Annotated in this window: 17 protein-coding genes; 1 reads left to right on the forward strand and 16 read right to left on the reverse strand. The window is 41.4% G+C overall.

The window, feature by feature from the left end; all coding sequences use genetic code 11:
* Window positions 1–9 precede the first annotated feature (9 nt).
* Window positions 10–693: a class I SAM-dependent methyltransferase gene (locus JUI58_RS28075; RefSeq protein WP_204106192.1), complete on the forward strand. Its 684-nt coding sequence runs from the start codon at window positions 10–12 to the stop codon at window positions 691–693.
* Between the two features lie 263 nt (window positions 694–956).
* Here JUI58_RS28075 and JUI58_RS28080 read toward each other — a convergent pair whose 3' ends face one another.
* The 16 genes from JUI58_RS28080 to JUI58_RS28155 all read right to left on the reverse strand — a co-directional run bounded on the left by JUI58_RS28080 (window position 957) and on the right by JUI58_RS28155 (window position 18,010).
* Complete coding sequence (locus tag JUI58_RS28080) at window positions 957–1,703, reverse strand: FkbM family methyltransferase (protein ID WP_204106193.1); 747 nt, start codon at window positions 1,701–1,703, stop codon at window positions 957–959.
* 17 nt (window positions 1,704–1,720) lie between these two features.
* Complete coding sequence (locus tag JUI58_RS28085) at window positions 1,721–3,223, reverse strand: tetratricopeptide repeat protein (RefSeq protein WP_204106194.1); 1,503 nt, start codon at window positions 3,221–3,223, stop codon at window positions 1,721–1,723.
* Between the two features lie 130 nt (window positions 3,224–3,353).
* Entirely contained in the window at window positions 3,354–4,445 is a 1,092-nt protein-coding gene (locus tag JUI58_RS28090; protein ID WP_204106195.1) for a methyltransferase domain-containing protein, read from the reverse strand.
* An 18-nt stretch (window positions 4,446–4,463) separates the two neighbouring features.
* Window positions 4,464–6,551 carry a hypothetical protein gene (locus JUI58_RS28095; protein WP_204106196.1) on the reverse strand — a complete coding sequence of 696 codons (2,088 nt, stop codon included), beginning with the start codon at window positions 6,549–6,551 and terminating at the stop codon, window positions 4,464–4,466.
* A gap of 18 nt (window positions 6,552–6,569) precedes the next feature.
* Window positions 6,570–8,435, reverse strand: a complete 1,866-nt coding sequence (locus JUI58_RS28100; RefSeq protein ID WP_204106197.1) for an asparagine synthase-related protein — start codon at window positions 8,433–8,435, stop codon at window positions 6,570–6,572.
* 19 nt (window positions 8,436–8,454) lie between these two features.
* The gene (locus JUI58_RS28105) at window positions 8,455–8,895 is read right to left on the reverse strand and encodes a class I SAM-dependent methyltransferase (protein WP_204106198.1); all 441 of its coding nucleotides are present in this window, start codon (window positions 8,893–8,895) and stop codon (window positions 8,455–8,457) included.
* Between the two features lie 26 nt (window positions 8,896–8,921).
* Window positions 8,922–9,599: a class I SAM-dependent methyltransferase gene (locus tag JUI58_RS28110; RefSeq protein WP_204106199.1), complete on the reverse strand. Its 678-nt coding sequence runs from the start codon at window positions 9,597–9,599 to the stop codon at window positions 8,922–8,924.
* A gap of 18 nt (window positions 9,600–9,617) precedes the next feature.
* The gene (locus JUI58_RS28115; protein WP_204106200.1) at window positions 9,618–10,529 is read right to left on the reverse strand and encodes a class I SAM-dependent methyltransferase; all 912 of its coding nucleotides are present in this window, start codon (window positions 10,527–10,529) and stop codon (window positions 9,618–9,620) included.
* Between the two features lie 73 nt (window positions 10,530–10,602).
* Window positions 10,603–11,877 carry an N-acetyl sugar amidotransferase gene (locus tag JUI58_RS28120; RefSeq protein ID WP_204106201.1) on the reverse strand — a complete coding sequence of 425 codons (1,275 nt, stop codon included), beginning with the start codon at window positions 11,875–11,877 and terminating at the stop codon, window positions 10,603–10,605.
* The gene (locus tag JUI58_RS28125; protein ID WP_204106202.1) at window positions 11,874–12,746 is read right to left on the reverse strand and encodes an imidazole glycerol phosphate synthase cyclase subunit; all 873 of its coding nucleotides are present in this window, start codon (window positions 12,744–12,746) and stop codon (window positions 11,874–11,876) included. The genes JUI58_RS28120 and JUI58_RS28125 overlap by 4 nt, the downstream gene beginning before the upstream one ends.
* A 20-nt stretch (window positions 12,747–12,766) precedes the next feature.
* Window positions 12,767–13,396 (reverse strand): imidazole glycerol phosphate synthase subunit HisH, encoded by a 630-nt coding sequence (hisH, locus tag JUI58_RS28130; protein WP_204106203.1) that lies wholly within the window; start codon window positions 13,394–13,396, stop codon window positions 12,767–12,769.
* A gap of 21 nt (window positions 13,397–13,417) precedes the next feature.
* On the reverse strand, window positions 13,418–14,545 hold the full coding sequence (locus JUI58_RS28135) for an N-acetyl sugar amidotransferase (RefSeq protein WP_204106204.1): 1,128 nt from the start codon (window positions 14,543–14,545) through the stop codon (window positions 13,418–13,420).
* Window positions 14,546–14,557: 12 nt separating this feature from the next.
* Window positions 14,558–15,088, reverse strand: coding sequence for a GNAT family N-acetyltransferase (locus JUI58_RS28140; RefSeq protein ID WP_204106205.1), 531 nt, complete (start codon window positions 15,086–15,088; stop codon window positions 14,558–14,560).
* The gene (locus tag JUI58_RS28145; protein ID WP_204106206.1) at window positions 15,081–16,223 is read right to left on the reverse strand and encodes a hypothetical protein; all 1,143 of its coding nucleotides are present in this window, start codon (window positions 16,221–16,223) and stop codon (window positions 15,081–15,083) included. The genes JUI58_RS28140 and JUI58_RS28145 overlap by 8 nt, the downstream gene beginning before the upstream one ends.
* Window positions 16,224–16,226: 3 nt before the next feature.
* Window positions 16,227–17,255, reverse strand: a complete 1,029-nt coding sequence (locus JUI58_RS28150; RefSeq protein WP_204106207.1) for a Gfo/Idh/MocA family oxidoreductase — start codon at window positions 17,253–17,255, stop codon at window positions 16,227–16,229.
* Complete coding sequence (locus JUI58_RS28155) at window positions 17,252–18,010, reverse strand: glycosyltransferase family protein (RefSeq protein WP_204106208.1); 759 nt, start codon at window positions 18,008–18,010, stop codon at window positions 17,252–17,254. Before JUI58_RS28155 ends, JUI58_RS28150 begins: the two co-directional genes overlap by 4 nt.
* Between the last annotated feature and the right edge of the window lies 1 nt (window position 18,011).

An 18,011-nucleotide genomic window follows, 5' to 3' on the forward strand; every position in this document is an offset into this window, starting at 1 on the left:
AGGAAAAAAATGCCAACAATTAATTGGTTAAAGAAAGAGTTTTACTATGGTTACAGTAGTGGGAATATCCTCTCACTTATTCCCGATAGACGAAGACGGAATGATGAGCAAAAAAGCGGAGGCTCGTATCGTCGCGTGTTTTATCGTGCTATCTTGCCTCATATTACTACAAAATCAGTGGTTCTAGAACTTGGCCCTGGTTCGGGTTCGTGGTCTAGAGCGATCCTGAAATATATTCCTAATGGAAAATTGCTTACTGTTGATTTTCAAAATGTCACTGAATGGCTACAGCCTCAAAACTATCAGGGAAGATTGGAATGTTATCAAGTTAATGATCGTACCTTTTCTTGTATTGAGGATAACTCAATTGATTTCTTTTGGTCTTTCGGCGTACTTTGTCACAATAACATAGAGCATATTCAAGAAATACTTGCTCATGCCTTGCCCAAAATAAAGCCTCAAGGTTTTGCTTGTCATCAATATGGTGACTGGAACAAACTCGAAATATTTGGCTGGAAAAAAGGAGGAGTTCCTCTTAATTTCAAAGAAACATCAGATGATGAAATTTGGTGGCCTCGTAATTCAAAATCCACTATGAAACAGATAGCTGAAGACATAGGTTGGTCAGTTATAGATGGCGATCTTGGATTACTGAAGCGAGATGGAATTATTTTGCTCCAGCGACCTCAATAAATTGTTGAGATACGACGACGACATCCTAAGTTATTATCGGAATAACTTTTGAATACTTCGCACTCCTAATCGACTTGTTCTATTATCGACTGAGCGGCTAAACACTAATAACAAATAATTTAGGAGGTTTTGCTTGGCGAATCCTTTCCCATACTTTCGCGTAGTTTCAGGGCGTTTGAAGAGAATCAAACAAATAGGAATTAGGAATTTGTAGTTACCAGTTTATGTTGTTTGTCATGTCTTAGAGTTTCATATAAAAGTAGCTAGAGGAGAAATTTGTTTAAATATTCATCGCTGACAAAAAATGCCGTATGAAATGCTTTTGCATAAATATGATAGTTTTGTTTGCTAAGATATTGATAAATTGGACAATCTTGGATTGAGTGTAGAGAACTGCTTAAGATTTCAATTAAGACGATATTGGGACGAAATTTTGACCAATCATTAGATTGTAAAACTTCTAAATCTAATCCCTCCACATCGACTGATAGAAAATCAATGGTTTTGCTAGAGTCCAAATGCTTCTCTAAAATCATTTTTAGGGGATAAGTCTCGATCTCTTGTTGAGCAATGATTTTAAAAGGATGGATTTTATCTCGCGATCGCGCTAAATTTTCAGAAAATGTATTTAATGCGGGTTTATTGAATTGAAAATAGGTTAATTTTTTCTGTTCTTTAGCAATGGGGATTTCTAAGTTAATATCTCGCGGACGTTCTTGCTTAAAAAGCTCCATACTTCCGGGCATTGCATCAATATTAATTCCCGACCAACCTCGACTATAAAAAAAGTAGGTATTAGAGTATTGTTTGGGATGATAAGCACCTACATCAACGTAAAATTGATTGGCTGTACGTTTTTCCAGAATTCGCCTCAAGATCATATCTTCTCCTTCTTGAGAGTACGATCGCAACATATACGGATCGAAGCCATCCAGACAGTGAAGTAAATATTTTCCCCAAGTTTCCGGAAGAGACTCAGATAATTTTCTAATAGGAGCGGTCAAGTCCATCAAACTATTTTTTAGTGCTAAAGTTTAATAAATTTGGAAAAAATTCGGGGGTGAGTTTGAGCGAGGGTGAGAAGATTTTCATTATAAAAATCGGATTTAAGAATGGGTTGTTTGTACGAACCTCCCAACCAAAGAGTATTAGCATAAGTAATATTAATCATCAAGCGATCGCCAGTCTTAAGCGGTTTGGCTTTGTGATAGCACCGGGTATCGCCGACAATAACCGTACCGCGCAATCCTGTAATTTCTACAAAATCTTCTTCAGGATAATATTCTTGTAGTTCGCGATCGGCGATTCGGACGTATCTTCTTGCTAACAATGTCTCGGGTTTGGCTTGGCGATGGTGGGTGTTCGCAATGTAACAGTGAGGTCCTGTATCGGTTGTAACATCCGTTAGATAGATAAAAAAGTTCGTCCACTTCAGCCAATCCATATCAAAATGGTAAAGTTGAGCCATTGCACTATTAGGAGATTGGTCGATCGCAGAACTCCACCACATTGATACATTAGCCAAAATGGGTTGCGCTCCTAAATGACGTTGAGCAACGGCAAGAAAATAAGGATCGGTTGCTAAGCCTTGAATATCAGAATTGTCTAAGGCATCTTGTTCAGGAATATAACATCCATCAACTTGAGGATTGTCTCGATTGTAAAGTACTAACTCTGGTAACGTTTCTTGCTGCTGATATCCTATCCCCGGAGTAGTCAGAGCAAAGTTCGTCAAGCGATCGCATAACTGTGCGGGTAGGCGATCGGGAAATATGTAGTAACTCCCATTGTTGATGGCAGAATTAATTGCATCTAAGCGTTCTGAATTGAAAGAACCGAGAATTCCTTCCCCTTGCTTAAAGGTTTCATAGGGAGGTCGATAAGTAGTAATGAGCCATGAAACAAAATCATTGAAATAGGCATTGGTCTGGCAATGAAGCTGAATCTTACTTTGATGAGCAAACTCCCATACTGAACCCGTTTCGCTATAAATTCCTAAACTAACGGCAACAGAGAGAAGATCGAGAGGACGACATTGACTTTCTCGAATCGAAGTTCTTAGAGTTTCTTGGAGGATGCGAGTACTTTCCTGAAGTTGACCGCTTTCTACAAGCTGAATCCAAATCCCCAAGGCTTGCTGATAAGCAGCCAGTGTCTCTTGAAATTGACCTTGTTTGAAACAAATATTGCCAATTTCAACTTCACTCGCGATTGTCTCTGCATTGCACTCCTTGTTTGGAGGAGCAGAAAAACCATTGGGATCGTTAAAGCGTATTAGTTCGAGTAAGCGATCGCTTTCTTCTCGTGGTAGGCTGAGTAGTTTAAAAAGTCCGTATGCCAACAGCGCTAAAATAGAATCTATATCAATATCGGCAGGATTTGAACCCGAATTATTTTCAGATTTTGGCTGTATTGGTATGGAATTAGATTGGGCAGGAGAATCAATATTTTGAATAGACGACTTGAGTCGGATTTCTACTCCTAATTTGTCAAAACCCATTTTAACCCAATGTTTAAACAAGTTTATCATTTGAATTTAGTCGATTTAATTTAGTCGATCTAGGTCTAAGAGAGGTTAACTTTGGGTTCAAAATTAATCAAGCTACAGCTAATTTTAGTGCTAATCAATTGAGAAAACAGAAGGAGATTTTTCTCTTCACTCATTTCCGCACAGAAAAAATGACCGAAGCAGTATAAATTTCATCATTCCTCCTCATTTCGGGCAAATCATTGGAAAAGTAGATACGATCCACCCAATTTCCAAAGAGTTTGAGGATATCAGCCGCACAAGCAAGAGGATAGCCATACTTTTCACTGGTTCTAGCTTTACTCTTGGGGTCATTGTCGAGAGAAACACCAATTAATCCACCATTTTTAACGACTCGAACTGCTTCTTCAACGACATTGGGAGGGTCTTCACTATAGGTCAAAACCATAGAAAGCAATACTATATCCCACGTACTCTCTTCATGGGGGATTGCGTGCATATCGCCTAAATCAATCCAAGGCGAGTAAGAGATTAAATCAAGTCCTCGAATATTGTCCGGACGAAATCCATGAGCAATTAAGCATAGTATTTCTCCTTCTGTGCGAGGTCCGATGGCTAGTAGTTTAGCATCGCATGGGCAGTTTAGATCGTATAACATCCCTCCTCCGCCTTTCCCTCGGGTGGCGAATCCCAAAGTTCTGTAACTTTCAATCACAGATAACGGTTTAATCAACCGGAGAGATCGGGCTGCACCTAAATCATTGAGGATTCCGGGTATGTTATACTCGGCTGTCCCTTGATTTCCATCAATATCTTGTCGAATATTTTCGTTATCAGTTTGATAAATTTTTAAGTTATTTAAAAACTCTACAAAGTAGATGTATCGAGCCAGAACAAAAAAATATCGAATGGTATCTACCATCAACAATTGTCGAAAAAAGTTCTGTCCAAAAAAATATGTTCCTTTGGTTAAAATTAAATCTGAAAATGTTTTATAGTAGTAGTCAAAAAGATGAGATAATTTGATTTTTTCTTCCTCGTCAACAGAATCTATCTCTCTTTCTTTGGAGGGGTTATAAGGCTGGAATAAGGATTTTTTAGGTTGTGGAGGATTACCACCGCTAGAAGGGTTAGAAGAAGATGTAACCTCGGCTGTAGTATCTTGATTGGCAGAAGATCTTAGCTTTACGTCAAGTCCTATTTGGTAAAGACCTACTTTAATAATGTGTTTCAGAAGATTGAACATGATTTTGATTTTATCCACGATTTTAAACGAAATCAGCTACGAAAGGTTTAAATGAGAACACACTCTTGCTAACCTCGCGCACAGAGGAGAATGCTTAGAATAGGAATGTTTATTAAACCAATAGCAGACTTCCTCGCGATTGATAAAAACAAAACGAACTGTTGGAGATAGATCGATTCTTTGCACTAATTTTTCTTGAATGTCTTCCCAACTTTCGTCAGACTCTATTAACCGCAATTTATAATCTACAAGATTGTCTTCTCCAGTGAAAAGAAAATGCAGAATACGTCGAAGCTGCCTTTGCAGTGCAATTTTTTCTTCCCAAAGGATTTCTGAATGCTGCATATTCTTCAAACGTTCTAAATTCAAATCAATAATATGTTTTTCTCCAACAATAAGTTCAGCGATCGCCTTAGCTTCAGATGGCATCTTGAATTCGGGCAGTTTACTAAAATTTTGATGAGGAATAATATCTTCTAAATTGAGAGATAGACTCAATGTTCGTAAATTATACCACAAGAATGATTCTCGAATTTGTTCTAGATTTCCAGACGAATCTCTCAACATTTCTTCCAGCTTTTGGAAGTATTTATCTACAGTTGTTGATTGCTGAATACAATCGGGGAAGTACTCAACGCCGTTTGAAAAGGCTAGAACAGGAACGCCCAAGCGAGCAAACTCAAGACCAATACTACTCCAAGCAATGAGAACAAGATTAGCAATCTCTCCCAAATCGTAACTAGAGATTGCATCTTCAGGCCAGATTAATCGGCTGTTTTGAAAAGGGCGATCGAACTTTTCTCGTAATTGAGTCAAAAATTCTGAAACTTTTTTATCTCGTTTATTCGATCCTATTCTAGGATGAATACGAATCACAAGCTGTAACGAGGCACTTTTTTCGACATATTCAATGAGGGATTCAAGCCACTCTATTTGAGTGGTAAAGGGTTGAGGAGAAGAATCAAGAGGGATTCCCATTGCTTGAGCTGCCATTTGCATAGAAATGACCTCATCAATACTGCTGGTATACGCAACGATCAGTTTTTTATCGCGACTAAGCCGAAGACGATCGTAAATATTTGCATTCCCAAATGTTTTACTGGGGGAGTAAACAAAAACACTTTTAGCGCCCAAACGAGCGATCGAATCATCTGCTACTTCCTGAACCTGTTCTCGAGTTAGATGCAATTGCTTCCAAGTCGGCCAAACTTGACGCTGTTTTTGTATCTCTTCCCACACCACAGTCGGCACAATTGTATAGCGACGGCGATCCACACTCGCATGACTGGCATGAGGCATTTTAAAACTTTTAAGACCATGCTTTTCCGCCGCTAGGCGAGCGCTAACCATTAGAGAATAATCGGAGTAATAAACCAAGCGAGAAATGGGTAAAGTTTGACAAATCTTATCAAGAAGGAGATAGCTCATTAAGCTACTCGCAATATACTCGAGCCAACCCTGATGAACATCTTCCTCAATACCTTCATCAAAACGATGTTTTTTAGCAATGAGAGCTAACTCAATCGTACAGAGTTTGCCAAATTCAATACCATCAAACTTAAACAGTTTAAGATCTCGCGGTGGGTTTTCTAAGGCATCTTCTAGGTATTTAAGAATATCTGGGGTAATAAATGCTCTGAGATCGATACTTGGCAATCCATAGTCATCAAGCATTTTAATAGAAGACTGGGTACAAGTCTGACAAACTTCGCGTTTTTGGTTTGGAGGTAAACTGTAAGGCAGTCTCTTCATATCAATGACTGGACATCTCTCGAAAATTCCTGTACAAAGTGTAAAGAGTACGGAATAACCCATTTCTTGTAAAGTCTTTCCTAAAACGCATTGGGCTGCAAAGTGAGGAGTGATAGAACCCTCTGGAGAGAAAAAGAGAATGGTATCTCGACCTTGAATGGCTGTCCGATAATTGCTTGCACTTGTTTCAGTCTGTCCCAGTCGTTTTGATTCTAGGTTTGTTGTTATATTTTGGGCTTTATGATTTTCGCCTTTGTTAACTGTTTCGAGGGTCTCTAATATTATTCTACTTTGGTTTGACGATCTCAGTTTTACTTCTAATCCTATTTTGTAAAACCCTACTTTAATAAAATGTTTGAGAAGATTCAACATGATTTTGTGCCTGTAGAGTTAGTTTGGAGTACGGGATAGATTGGACAGCCACAATTCTAAATTGACTAACTGCCACAAGAACATCATGTGATTGCCATTGAGATTACCACAAATAATGGCAGTTTGATGTTCCTCGATTAGGGTTTCCACAACGACAGGTTGGTAAATTCCCCGATCGCGAAAGGACTGAGAACGAACTAAGTCTAAAAGTTGCTCCCGACCTTTGCCGGAAAACCAAAGATGAGCGGGAGCATTCCAACCTGTTTTTTTGATTCTCTGGCGCGTTTCTTTCGGTAGGATACCTTTCATCGCATCCCGCAGCAAGCGCTTGGTTACACCTTCAGCAATTTTGAGATGTCCGGGGACGCGGTAGGTGAATTCAACCAAACGATGGTCTAAAAAAGGAACAAAGCGATCGAGACCGAAAGCGTTGGCATGACGATCCTCTGCCCGCAGACAACAAGGGGTTGTTTCGCGAAACAGATCTTGATAGGTGCGATTTTTAAGGTAACTCTCGAACGGATGATCCATCACAGGAGTAAAATCGCCGAGGTTAAAGTAGTCTGGGTTGAGAGCCGAAATATATTTTTGGAGACGTTCTCGATCGGGCAAACATCGACCGGGAATTGTGGGATCGGTTAAGCGGGCGATCGCTTGCCGACCTATTTCGGGACTCTTACGAAAAATAGGATGATCGTGGTATTCAGACCATTTTCGCAATTCGCGATCGAGGCGATCGCTTTCCTCGTTCATAGCAAGATCGGCAAAGTAATAGGGAAAATATTCATATTCCCCTGCATTGAGTTCATCTCCCCCAAGACCTCCAAACAAGCTCCCAAAGCCTTGTTCCCGAACGTTTTGACAAAGGAGAAAATGAGAGAGCCAAGTGGCGGTAGCTACGGGTTCGTCGTGGAGAGCAACCATTTGTTCCACTAAGCCAAATACATCGGGGACATCGATCGCGATGGGATGCCACTTCTCAACATGAGACTCCAACATCGAGCTAATTTCTTCAGATTCGTCGTAGGTTTTATCCCGGTAAACGGTAGAAAAAGCCTGTTGACGAGACCCCGAAGAGCGCACGGCACAAGCCAAAACAGAAGAAGAGTCCATACCCCCAGACAAAGTAAAAGCCGGGCGATCTGCAACAGCAAGGCGACGGGCAACGGAGTCGAGCAATAATGCTTGGTAACGTTCCGCTAAAACCTGTGGAGAATCTTCCCACTCGGGTTGTTCTTCTAACTGCCAATAGCTTTCTAGGCTAACTTTTCCCCGGCAAAAGCTCAGATAGTGGCTGGCTGGTAATTGACGAATTTCCGCGTAGGGGGAAGCGTGGGGATCGTTATCAAAAGTACGATAGTGAGATGCAGCAAAAAGGGCAACAAAGCGACGGTTGACTTCAGGTTTGATTTCGGGGAGGGCGAGTAAGGCACGAGGACGAGATGCAAAGGCAAAGGAATCTCCTCGATACCAATAGTATAAAGGACAAACCCCAAAGCGATCGCGCCCTAGCCACAAAGTTCGCTCTTGCTTGTCGTAGAGGGCAATGGCAAAGTCACCGTTAATTTTGGACAGCGTTTCCCGAAAGTCATATTCTCGATAAAGAGAGGCAATCAATTCGGCAGGAGTGCCATAAGTTCCCAACTCATCGCCATTATAGATGCAGCCATCAACAACAACGATAATATCATGGGTCTCGGTTAGATTGGGCTTTTGCCATCCTAACCATCCTAAACTGGCGCGATCGCTTTTCAGGGAATAATGATTCCACTCTAAACTGACTACACCCATTGGAGTGTAGCTTGATTGCAGAGTTGCTAACATACTCGAAACTCTGCGATCGCTATTCTTTTGTTCGTTGACAACTCCTACAATCCGAGACATATCTGGTTGTTAAAACAAATTAGTTTACTTTTTGAGCCATGAGATGACACCAAGGCTGGAACAATGTTCCTCGAAACTGAAGTCTCTTACCAGATTCAGTTTTGACGGTATAAGTATTTAAGTCTTCATAGCCATCCACATTAACTTGAAAATCAATTCCATCAAGACACGGATTTTTTTGACATTCTTCAATTGTTTTAACTGCTATATCTCCTCCAGTGAGTTTGAAATGAGGAAAAGCATTTTTGATATGAAGTAAAAGATTTCCCGTCGAACAGCCAATATCAAGTAAATTTACTTGATATTGGCGAAATTGTTCTGAAACTAATCGGCCAATTATATCAATCAAAACCCGATCGCTTTCTCGAATTTGCTCAACATATTGCTCTTGATAAGCAATGTAGTGTTCTTGAAATTTTTCATTATTCATACGCTCTTTGTATGAAAACTGTTGAGACATAATCGTTTCTCCTTATTTAAAAGTCCTTAAAGTCGTTCTGCAATGATAAATTGCCAGTAGTGGGGGTAATCAATAACCAGTTCTGGCTGACCTCCAGTGCGGCGATCGACAAGCGATCGCACGGAAAACCCATAAGAGCGAATGAATTCCATTATCTCTTCTCGATCATAAGTATTGACATAAACCCTCAAATCCCAGCCTTCATCGAGATATTTATCCCGAACGTATTGATATTTGCTTTTGTCACCACAAGATTCCCGCAAAATGACCATTTTACGAGCGCATTGTAACATTCGCTCTAAGGGTCGATGATAATTATCAATATTGGAAAGAACATTGATGCAAGTGATAAAATCAACCTCTCCATCGAAGTCTTCAATTCGCATCACCTGCAATCGGTCTACAGGTAAGCCAAAATTCGGTAAATATTGATGACCAATGGCAATTAGAGAAGGAGCAGCATCAATACCATAGTAATCTACGGGAATTTTACGCGATCGCAAGGAATGATAGAAGTATCCGCTCCCACAGCCGACATCTAGTAATATATCACCAGGTACGGCCCTCTCTTGAAGAATTTCCGCCGCTTGAGCCTGACAAGTCATTTCTTCAACTTCCCTACGACACCGACGGGCATAAAGTTCTTTCACTGGGGTACTATGTTCCCAGATACAATATTTTGACCAACTGTTTCCGTGAATCATTGCTTGTTCTATCTGAATTTAGGCTTTACGACCCACCACAATAAATGCTGAAGCCATGAAATAACCTCGCCAATCTGTGGGATTTTCCATTGCCAAACTATTCTCTCGAAAAAATTCTGGCATTTGCGCTTCTAATAGAGGTGGCAAACAATGATAGTGATAAAATAAGACCCGTACATTTTTAAAACCAACCTCCGCAAATTGTTCTTTTAAAACCAAGGGATTGTGAAGACGAGACAGCACTTCATCATATCCAGGTTCATCTTGTTTGCCTTTTCGCAGGGGAGGTAAATCCATACGGAAAAACTGTTTTAACTCATTGATATTCTCTTCAAGGACTTGAGCTTCGTCTCCAGCCGAACGACTCAAAGCGTCTAGTTGAATTAAATCTTGGCTGAGAAACTCGTAAGAATAACGGTTGAGAGTAAAGAGAGAAAAAAGTTGATTCCGAGCCTCGATCGCTACGATTCCTCCTTCTTTGACACTATCGCGTAAATTGGTAATAGCATTAATATCTTCTGACTCGGGAATATGAGGAAATACGCCGATACAAATCGCAGCATCGAATGGCAAAGATTCTTTCTCACCCGAAATTTTAAACGATAAGGGGTTCAAGATACTGCCTTGCCAGATGCGATCGCTCGGAATGCCACTTTTAGCCAAAACTTTTTGCGCTTCTGCGACCATTTCCGGGGTTAAATCGAAACCATAGAGTTCGATGCGATCGTTGACCAATTCCCGTAGGAAAGATGCTGGACCACACCCCACATCAAGAACATTTTTGGCGTTAGTACTTAATAGTAACTGCCTCAATAAATCTCGATGAATAGGTGGATAGAGTGCGTTTTCTCCATAGTAATCTTGGTAATAGTTTTGACTCCAAGTGGAATAGCAAGATTTAATTGAGTCAAGGTAATCTTCACGAATCATAATCAGTATTATTTGCTAATGAATAGTTCTTTAAGTTTGAGAATTTAAGGCCAGAATATGGTTTAAAATCAACTCAATCCACATATCCTTTAATCCAGATTTGCCCTCGATCTTCTCGCACTTCTTTAGATACTTTTGATGGAGTAATAGTAAACTGACATTCTTCTACTTTTTCTAAACGGACAGCATCTACACCTACATCGTTTTTGTGATTAATAATTGAGTCTCGCAATTTCCACTTTCCCATTCCATTCTGTTGCCAAATTTGAGGATCTCGATACCGATTGACCCATTCCAAAATCTCTACTTCACTCATACCAACCCATTGAGAAAAGATAGAAAAATCTTTGGGATAGCGTAATTGATATTGTTTGATTAACTGAATTCCTTCTTCTCGGGTCAGCCGTTTTAAGCGAATTTCCCGACAAGCATGATCCATTACTTTACCATAACCGTATTTGAGAAATTTAATGTAGTCATGCAAGCCACTATAGTGTATACAGTCTATATCATTATAAGTATCAAAAGTTCGCTGCTGTAGTGCTGTTTCGTATTGGTATTTCGCGATCGCAAACTCATGTTGCTTTTTGGAGTCCCAACGAATGTAGTTGCTCAGATAAATACCGCGCACGCCGACTTTTTCTAAATCCTTATCGTGAGGATAAATAAACTGATGAATATCTGCCTCAGTAATTCTTTCAGCTTCGTCAACTAAATCTTCAGCTTCGTCAACTAAATCTTCAGCTTCCCAACCCATCAAATCGTGTTCTTTGCGATATTTTCGAGTCATTTCCACTTCATCTAAATGGGAAAACATTCCCACTTGATCGCATCCTTGATGTACCCCCCAAATAATTAAAGGGATTTTTAATTTTACGGCAGTTTGTACGGGATAAACCGTTTGTCCGGCTAGACAATGCCAGTAAATACTTCCGAGCTTTTTAATGGTCGATTTCGTAATCTTTTGGACTGTTTGACGACCGATTGCCATCATGATTAAGTCACAATTAAATAAAGTCCGGAGATAGGCAAGATTTCTCAATCCTTGCTGAGTATTGTAGTGTTTATTATAAGTGACGAGCAAGGGATTCATCCCATAAATATTTTTGACGACATGAAGAATAAAATAGGTATCTCGAGCGCCACTTACCGGAACAATACAGTCATAGATACGATGAGATGAACTCCGATAATTGTCCAATATCCTTTTGAGTTTTTGGCTTCTGTCTTCCCAGTTTAAGATATCTTTTTCTTCGTGAATCCGACAGCCGCTACAAACCCCTGCTTCATCAAAGGTCAAGTGAAGTGGGTGATTTCCTGGATACAAACATCGAGTGCAGTATTTCAAATAACCTCCTTGGGATAAAACTCAAACCGAAGATTTTCAAGGTAATCATCTGTTTTCTTGGCAAGTCTACCATTGTCATCAAACAGACAATCTCGATAATTCGCGTAACTATCTAAGCGAACATTAATATTGGTATTTTCTAAATAAGCCTTTGTTGTAATAATACTGTGTTCGCTAAAATGGAAAAAGTTAGCTGCGGCAACAGCAGAAACATTTTCAATACGAGCCGCTTCTACAAAGTGTTGTGGATGCCCGACACCGCCGCAAACAATAACAGGTACAGAAACAACATTAGCCACTTTTTCAATTACTTCTAGATCGTATCCCTCTTGACAGCCATCGCGATCGATAGAATTGAGAAAAATCTCGCCAGCACCGAGACTTTCCACTTGTTTTGCCCAATTCCAAGGTGAAAAACCGGTTGGTTTTCTGCCCGAGTTAGTAAAGACTTCATACTCGCCATCTTGATTGCGTTTCATATCAATAGAAACAATGATACATTGACAGCCAAATACGCGAGCAGCTTCTGTAATTACTGTAGGATTGGCAATAGCTATCTGGTTAATGGCAATTTTATCGGCTCCAGCTTGGACTAAAGCTCGAATATCTGAGATAGTTTTAATGCCACCACCAATAGCAAGAGGAACAAATCCATAACGAGAGATGCGAGACACCATTTCTAGATTGGGCGATCGCTTGTTTGGAGTTGCATCAATATCTAGCAGAACAATTTCATCAACTCCCCAACTATTGAGAAATTCCACCGCGATTTCTGGTCGTCCTATGGGCAAATATTGTTTGAAGTTAATACTCTGGACGACAATCCCATTTTTAATAACTAGACAGGCAATTAATCTTTTATTGAGCATTTATATCTCCCGTTCTCTTCTTAAGAAGATTCAACATAGTTGAGAAAATTACGGAGTAATCTTAATCCTTTTACTTGACTTTTTTCTGGGTGAAATTGAGTAGCAAAAATATTATCGCATTGAATGGCTGAAATGATTTCTCTTCCATATTGACATTTAGCTATAACATAGCGATTGTCACAAATAAGCTGGTAGCTATGATCGAAATAATAGCTGCTGTAAGAATCAATACGATTAAACAAAGGAACTGGTTTAACAATCTCGATCGCATTCCAACCGACATGGGGTAAGCGAATTCCTTCTTCAACTTCTATCTTGATAACATGACCCGGAATCCAATTTAATCCCTCAGAATAGCACATTTCTACGGAACTTTCAGCAAGTAATTGCATTCCCAAACAAATACCTAAAAAGGGTTTTTTCTCATGGAGGACACCCTCGCTGAGAATATCGATAAGATCGCGCTGGCGCAAGTTTTCCATCGCTTCGCCAAAAGCCCCTACCCCTGGTAAAATATAAGCATCAAAGTGAGGAATGTCGTCTTGGCAATCGGACACAGTTGCCGAATAACCAAGAAATTCTAGGGCATTTTTGACCGATTGTAAGTTGCCCATCCCATAATCTATTATAAGAACTTTTTTCTGAGTCACGGTTCCAATTTCTTCCAATTTTCATTGAATTTTATATTTTAACTGCCAATTTCCTAAATCATCTCTTTCCCAAAGATCGAGATTGCGATAGGATTCAGTGACCTCCCAAAACAAGTCTTCACTGACTTCAATGTAGTTGCAAAAGGCTTTGATATAGCGATCTGCACATTTTCCGTCATACTTTCTGACCAGTTCGAGTCCTTCCTCTCTTGTCATCATTCCATTACGAATAGCACCACTGACTTGTTCGGTGACTTTACCAAATCCAAATTTAAAGTATTTGAGCATCTGGTTGACATGAATAAAATCATCGTCTAAGGCATCAAAATTATTAATTTGTCCCATATCTTCGGGAATCGCATCTTGCCCTTCTCGTATTTGCATGCCATGTTCGATTGCAATTCGGGAGTTAACATAATCATTAAAATCCCGTATATAGTAGCCCAAATAAACTAATCTTAAATTTGTTCGCTCCATCTCTTCATCAGAGGGATACCGATACCAATACAAATCTTTTTCCTCAATGCCTTGTGCTTCTAAAAGCGGTTTGATATCACCTCCTTTCAAGGTATTGTTATATTTCATGCGATTGGCATTGCCATCTAACGAGCCTCCCGCACTTCCCCAGCTGAGTGCCGGGTTCTCTCCGAGAAAAATTAGGGGAATGTTATAAGCAACTGCAATGCGTGGGACAGAAGCATACAACGCTAACTCTGTAGATTTACACCAATTGCCAAATTTCAAAAAACCATGTCTCATCAAGGCTTTCCAATTTTTTGGGGCCGGACCGACTACAATCGTATCGAATCCGAGATCAACGAGATTGGCAAGATTAGCGGCACCTCGTTCTGTTTGTTGATCGGGAGGATAAGCACAGGAGACGAGTAAAGGTTTGAGTCCCAGTTCGTCGCGAGCATATAAAGATTGGCGATGGCTATCTTTCCCGCCACTAACACCAATAATACAATCGTAGCCAGATTTACTATGCTGTTTGCCCCATTCGGCAATTTCGGCAATTTCTTGGCGGCGACTTGCCCAATCGATCTCGTCTATGGTTTCGGCATAACGACAGGGCAAGCAAATTCCTTCTTCATCAAAAATACAATCGGGTCTTGTATCGGGTTCGGCGCATTTTTGGCAAAATTTCATACTTCTTTGTTCCTACCCATTAAATAGAGCCATGTAAACGATATCAACTTCTTGTTCTTCCCAAAGATAGTGACGCAAGCGACGACCTTCTTCAACCATTCCTGCTTTTTTCATCAGAGAAAGCATGGGAATATTGGAGGCGATCGCACCTGCTGTTACCTTACGAAGTTTTAAGCGATCGAGCAAGTAGCTACAGAGAATCTTCCAGACTTCGAGCCCGTAACCCTGTCCCCAAAGGTTTTTTTCGCCAATCATAATCCCAATATCGGCAATTTTGTTGTGGGTATCGATATAGGCATTGGCATTGCCGATATGTCCTAATTCGCGATCGCGACTGACGATTGCCCAAAAATAATGAGGAGTTCCGATAAAAGACCTATAGTAATTTTGGCAAGATTCAAGAGAATGATTGACATGGCGTTGTTCGCTGTAACGCATAACAATTGGATCGTTGAGCCAATCAACATAGCGAGGGGTACAATATTGTTGACTAAATGGTATGAGTTGCAAGCGTTCGGTTTCGAGAATTTTGGATTCAGCCATAAACAATAGGGAACGGTGCAGAGACAAGAGAACTGAGTCGTTGTTTCAGCCAATTGATGGTGCGATCGCAACAGTTCTGGGGGAGTCCAATTGCCTCCTTTTCTAGGTTATCTGAAGATAATAATCGCGTCAGAGTGGGAACGATCTCTGCCCTGCGAGTGAGAACGGGAATCGTTCCCGATGCTGTTACCGCACACCATTCTTTTTCGCTGCTTCGAGGCAGAATTGCTACCGTTGGTCGCCCTAATAAGGTGGCTTCGAGAAGTAAACTCGAAGTCATGCCAACAACAAGATCGGCTGTGTAAATCAGTTCTAAGGGAGAGCCACCCTCGCTAATACAATCGAAGCGCTCTAAGTAGAAAGCAAGTTCTTGGCGAGTGTTTTTGGGATGCAGGCGTAAAACTCGATAGGGATGAGGAATGAGGCGATCGCTCCCTCGCAAAAATTCTTCGAGTACAATTTCCGTTCTTTTATTCTGTTTTCCATCTCCTATTAGGGTATATTCGGCAGATCTCCGATATTGCTCATCCTTAAGCCCTCGAGAGACCTCAGCAACAAATACGACAATGGGTTGACGAGTAGGAACTTCAGGGAAGATACTCGCTCTCAAAACGGATCGGCCAACACTATCAAGATGAATTCTCGTTTGGCGAACAGTATCGTAATAAGGATGACCGCAAACAACTGCCTGGGTGCTTGAATATCCCAAAGCAATGTAGGCTTGGCGCGTTGCTTCATCGGGTACGAGTAGGTAATCTGGAACATGGGTCAAAGGGCGATCGCTGCGTCCGCGAAAGCGTTCTGCTGCATTGCTAGGGGCATCGACAACCCCAAGACTTTTGATTCCAAGCTCCCGAGCGGCACTCACCAATAATAATCCTAGAGTATCGCGATTTTCAGCCGTACCCACCACCAGCAGTCGAGGAGCAAACGTGATTAACAGTTCTCTCGGGTTGAGGTTGGGAGGGATGGGCGCAGGGGCAAGGCTTCTCCCGCGCAAGTATGAACCAGCCGTGCCGCCAACAAATAATTGCACCTGCCATTTCTCCAAGAGAAATCTTTCCATCAGAGGAGCAATATAGTTTGCCGCCCCTGGGTCTTCAACGTAGATGAGCAGATCGATAGATTGAGGCATCAATTAGAACGAACTCATTTCAACAACACTGCCATTGGTCTTTGCCGATCGTACAACCGCTTCGACAACTTTTGCGGTTTGCAAAGCAGATTCTCCTGAAGAATACAATGGTACTCTTTCACTGAGAGCGGCGGCTAAATTCTCATACATTCGATACAACGCTTGACCGACAGTGGATTCAATCTTCCGAGGGCGATCGTGGGCAATTTCTCCCGCGTTTCTGATGGCACGATTGCCCGATAGAGGGTAAAAGAACAGATTCAATCCTTCGTTCAAAATACTCAAACGACCGCGATCGCCCCAAAAATCAAACCCAATTTCTCGGTAATGTTGGAAATCAAGGGGGCAAAAATCAAGAGAGACCCCATCATTCAACCAGATTGTAAATGGGACGTTAGCATCTCCTGCGATCGGGAGCCGCCGATCGGGTTTCCAATTGCCATTAGCACGGACTCTCGCAATTTCCCCAAATAACATCCGGATAAAATCAATAACATGAGTGCCATTATTGTAAAAACCATTGCCGTAAACGCCAAAACCCCCTTGTAGGCGACCCATGAGTTCGCTTAGTTTTCCTTCTGCTAGTTGGTAAAAGGTTTTATCCCCTCGCCGCCAAAGATTGACTTGGACTAATATATTTCTTTCGCGACATTGCTCTAAAAATTTTTCTCCTGCCTCTAAGGTTAAACCCAGAGGTTTTTCCACGACAATCCCGAGCAGATCTGGCAATTTTTCGATAATTTCACCTCTCGCATCCGGTGGCGTGGCAATAATGGCAACTTCGGGGCGATCGCGTTGAATCAGTTCCTCAATGCTGGGAAAAACACCTTCAATTTGCCATCTTTGGCGGGCGAGTTCTCGCTGGGAGGGCGAAGGATCGACAACTGCCGTCCAATCAAAGTTCGGGCAATCTTGGAGAACTTGGGCGTGGGTTGCATAGGGATAGTAACGAGCCATCAGGGGATCGTCAGCATACCCCGCTCCAATCTTACCGAAGCCGATTAAAGCGGTTTTCCAAATCGGGACGTTCACGTTGACTTTTCTCTCTCTCTAGCGGGTTTCTCGATACACTGGCGATTGATATCGAGCAGACTGGGATTTTTGTGCAACAACGAGATAATTTTCCCTACGCCAAATCGATCTCCATATTGAGGTTCTAGTAGCCGATAGATTTCTCTGATGAAATGAAGATCTTCTGGATAATCGAGTTGGAATCGGTAATCGGGAGCGTGCCAGGGAGAAGGTGCAAACAGATGAAAGATACGATATCGTTCGGGATGTTCGTAGAAATAGAGCGAAACGTGCTCGCGTACTGCTGAATCGGTGATGGTTTTGGATATCTCCTCTAAGTCAGATAACCGATAAACTTGCACGTCGATCCCCATCGGAAAAGACAATTTTTTCACATTAGCTACCACGTCGCACTCATTTTCCAAAAATGTTGTCACTCCCCAATCAATAATTTCCGGATCGAGGAGAATGCTATCGCCAGTAATTTCGACCACAATATCGGAGTTCATTTGCCTTTGAGCGCCCACAACTCTAGCGAGAACATCCTCTTCGCTGCCGCGATAAACCGGAAGATTTTGTTCTGCTCCCCATTGTTCTAGCGGATCGTCGGCAGGATTGGTTGAAGTCGCTAGAATAATCCCATTCAGGCTTTGAGCCTGTCGCAAGCGACGCAATAAACGAGTTAGAGCGGGTTGACCGCCAATATCTGCCAGAACCTTACCGGGCAAACGAGAGGAAGACATTCGCGCTTCGATACTGGCAATAATACGAGACATC

It is taken from the genome of Spirulina sp. CCY15215, from assembly GCF_016888125.1.
Taxonomy (GTDB): Bacteria; Cyanobacteriota; Cyanobacteriia; order Cyanobacteriales; family Spirulinaceae; genus CCY15215.

Excerpts from the sequence above, each read along its gene's own strand:
- JUI58_RS28080 (WP_204106193.1), bottom strand. The coding sequence starts at position 1,703 with ATGGACTTGACCGCTCCTATTAGAAAATTATCTGAGTCTCTTCCGGAA.
- JUI58_RS28110 (WP_204106199.1), bottom strand. The coding sequence starts at position 9,599 with ATGATTCACGGAAACAGTTGGTCAAAATATTGTATCTGGGAACATAGT.
- JUI58_RS28085 (WP_204106194.1), bottom strand. The coding sequence starts at position 3,223 with ATGATAAACTTGTTTAAACATTGGGTTAAAATGGGTTTTGACAAATTA.
- JUI58_RS28115 (WP_204106200.1), bottom strand. The coding sequence starts at position 10,529 with ATGATTCGTGAAGATTACCTTGACTCAATTAAATCTTGCTATTCCACT.
- JUI58_RS28105 (WP_204106198.1), bottom strand. The coding sequence starts at position 8,895 with ATGTCTCAACAGTTTTCATACAAAGAGCGTATGAATAATGAAAAATTT.
- JUI58_RS28135 (WP_204106204.1), bottom strand. The coding sequence starts at position 14,545 with ATGAAATTTTGCCAAAAATGCGCCGAACCCGATACAAGACCCGATTGT.
- JUI58_RS28155 (WP_204106208.1), bottom strand. The coding sequence starts at position 18,010 with ATGTCTCGTATTATTGCCAGTATCGAAGCGCGAATGTCTTCCTCTCGT.
- JUI58_RS28100 (WP_204106197.1), bottom strand. The coding sequence starts at position 8,435 with ATGTCTCGGATTGTAGGAGTTGTCAACGAACAAAAGAATAGCGATCGC.
- JUI58_RS28095 (WP_204106196.1), bottom strand. The coding sequence starts at position 6,551 with ATGTTGAATCTTCTCAAACATTTTATTAAAGTAGGGTTTTACAAAATA.
- JUI58_RS28145 (WP_204106206.1), bottom strand. The coding sequence starts at position 16,223 with ATGCCTCAATCTATCGATCTGCTCATCTACGTTGAAGACCCAGGGGCG.
- JUI58_RS28140 (WP_204106205.1), bottom strand. The coding sequence starts at position 15,088 with ATGGCTGAATCCAAAATTCTCGAAACCGAACGCTTGCAACTCATACCA.
- JUI58_RS28125 (WP_204106202.1), bottom strand. The coding sequence starts at position 12,746 with ATGCTCAATAAAAGATTAATTGCCTGTCTAGTTATTAAAAATGGGATT.
- JUI58_RS28075 (WP_204106192.1), top strand. The coding sequence starts at position 10 with ATGCCAACAATTAATTGGTTAAAGAAAGAGTTTTACTATGGTTACAGT.